Source organism: Sphingobium sp. (assembly GCF_035511395.1).
Lineage (GTDB): Bacteria > Pseudomonadota > Alphaproteobacteria > Sphingomonadales > Sphingomonadaceae > Sphingobium.
In genome coordinates, this window is sequence record NZ_DATKFP010000172.1 from 1 (window position 1) to 2,316 (window position 2,316).

Genomic DNA, 2,316 nt, shown 5'->3' on the forward strand with positions numbered 1-2,316 from the left:
TCAAGCGTCTGGCCCGCATCCACAAGGATCTGCAAAAGGCCGTGACCAAGGGCAATGTCCAGCAACTGGCCACCCAGGCCGGCGAATTCTATGACGCCATCCTGCAGGGTGCGGGCAGCAAGGTCATCTATGACGTGGCCCGCCCGCTGCTGGCCCGCGTCAATTACCTGCGCCTCGTGCCACGGCTACAAGATCAGCTACGGCAAGGGCAGCGGCACCTTCACCAAGATATTCCCCGGCCTGCCCAACCCGCTGTGGACGCAGCGCTGGACGGTGCTGGGCGACAAGACCACGGACATGCCCTCATTGGCCTCGACCTGTTCGACCTGACCAAGGTTGATCGAGACATGATCGGCGGTATCCGTATCATTCGCCCGCAGCGCCACCCAGGTCGAGCAATAGCCGGTGATCGCCGCGGCATCTTCCTTGCCGTAGGTCGCCTTGAGCTGGGGATACGACTGGAAGCCTAATATGCCGCATCCGCCATATTTGCGCGCCCGCGCAAGAAAGTCCGAAAGCGACGGCAACTTATGCAGCGTCGGCAGTTCGTCGATCACGCAATAGAGCCGCCGGTCGCGATCCGGCGCCAGGCTCATGATCGCACTGATCGCGATATCGAGCCACACCGTGATCAGCGGGCGCAGCGAGGGAAGCTGATCGGCTTTCACCGTGATGAAGAGCCAGCTTCCCTCCGCGCCTTTCTCTACCCAGTCGCGGATCGAGAAGGCGTCCTCGGTATCGTCGAGATAGCTGAAGCTGCGCATCACCGAGGCGAGTTCGGCCTGGATGCCGGCGGATGTCCGTTCGCCTTCCGTGCTGATGAAGGCGGCGGCGTCCGTGCCGGTGACGAAGGCGGCCAGATCCTTGAGCTTCGAACGCAAGAGCCGATCGAGCAGGACCGAGACATAGGTGTGTTTCTGACGCGCGAGTTTGCGCATGACCGCGACCAGCGTGCCCCGCGCCGCCTTCGCCCAGAAGGGATCGCCATGCTTGTCGGGAATCGTCGACTCGGCGATTTGATCATAATGATAGTCGCGCGGCACATCGACCCAGGGCGACCACCGCGCCGTCCGCTGGTCGAGCGGGTTGAGCAGCATGTCGGTGCCTTGCCGGTAGAATTTCTCGACGAAGGTGCCGGCGGTGTCATAGACAATCGCGCGACGGCCTGATTTGCGGATACCCTCAAGCATGCCGACGATGAGATTGGTCTTGCCGGTACCCGGAGCGCCGCACAGCAGGATATGCTCGGGCTCGAAGGCTTCGGGAACTGGAACGGCCCCGATGACGAGCGGCCCTTTTTTCTGGCCCCACAGCGCGCGTCGAACTTGGCGGATGGTGCCAAAGCGCGCGCCGCGCAAATATTCGTTGGAGCCGAGCCCCCTGCCCGTCCGCGTGAAATAGAACCACGCCCAGCCGAGCATGGCAAACGCGAACAGCCCGGAAATCAGTGCCCCGTGCAGCAGATAGCCCTCGAAAGACCGCAGGGTCTTGTTCGCGAGCGCCGAGGCGACCAGCCAGTCCGCCGAAGTCCAGTAATCCACGCCTTCTGGCGTGCGAAACTGCACCGGGTCATTGGTCCCGCCAGCCGCGTCGACCTTGATCATCGCCTCGGCAAGCTTGAGCAGGACGAAACGCTCATATTCGGTCGATTTCTCGAACGCATACCAAAGCGTGCCGATGATCCAGATGATGAAGCCGGCTAATATCGTCTGGTAAAAGACCTGGGTGGTCATGCGGACGTTGTGGACGATCGCCTGCCCGCCGCGCGTCCAGGAGCCCAGCATATCGTTGCGGAAGATGCTCACTGGAGATCCTCCCCACCGAGCAGACCGCGTTCGGCGAGAATAGCGCGGGCCTGCGCCATCCCCTGCTCGAGCGCCTTGGGAGACTGCTGGCCGACGGACGTCGCGACGATCGATAATATCTGGATCGAAGTGGCGAGGATCTCGTCCTGGGAGGAGAAGACGTAGCGCTTGCGTTCGTCGACCGCCTGCTCAAGCAGTTGCCGTATGAAGCCGGACAAGGACAGGTTCGCACCGCGAGCACGGCGCATCAAGGCAGCATGCAGCGACTCATCGAGACGGAAATTGAGCTTGGGCAAGCGAAGTGCCTCCTTGTCCGGAGACCTTCGCAGATGTCATGAAGCTCTGGCATGTTACCGAATCCGCATTTGTGACGCAAGTTACGAGATTCAAAAATTCTCTAGCCGGAAGATTGTAGGAACGCGTTCCGGCTGTTACCCACCGCGGGGTGTCTCAAGCGAGGAGTAGGGATTTGCTAGGCTTTGGGCCGCCGCCTTCTCGATCGAAGCGGCAA

1 protein-coding gene and 1 pseudogene are annotated in these 2,316 nt (G+C 61.5%); both read right to left on the reverse strand.

Features of this window, described 5'->3' with window-relative positions; all coding sequences use genetic code 11:
• Positions 1-293: 293 nt before the first annotated feature.
• A pseudogene (locus VMR39_RS11685) lies at positions 294-1,805 on the reverse strand (type IV secretion system DNA-binding domain-containing protein); the annotation flags it as partial.
• Positions 1,802-2,101, reverse strand: a complete 300-nt coding sequence (locus VMR39_RS11690) for a ribbon-helix-helix protein, CopG family (protein ID WP_325416134.1) — start codon at positions 2,099-2,101, stop codon at positions 1,802-1,804. The pseudogene VMR39_RS11685 and the gene VMR39_RS11690, both read right to left, overlap by 4 nt.
• Positions 2,102-2,316 lie beyond the last annotated feature (215 nt).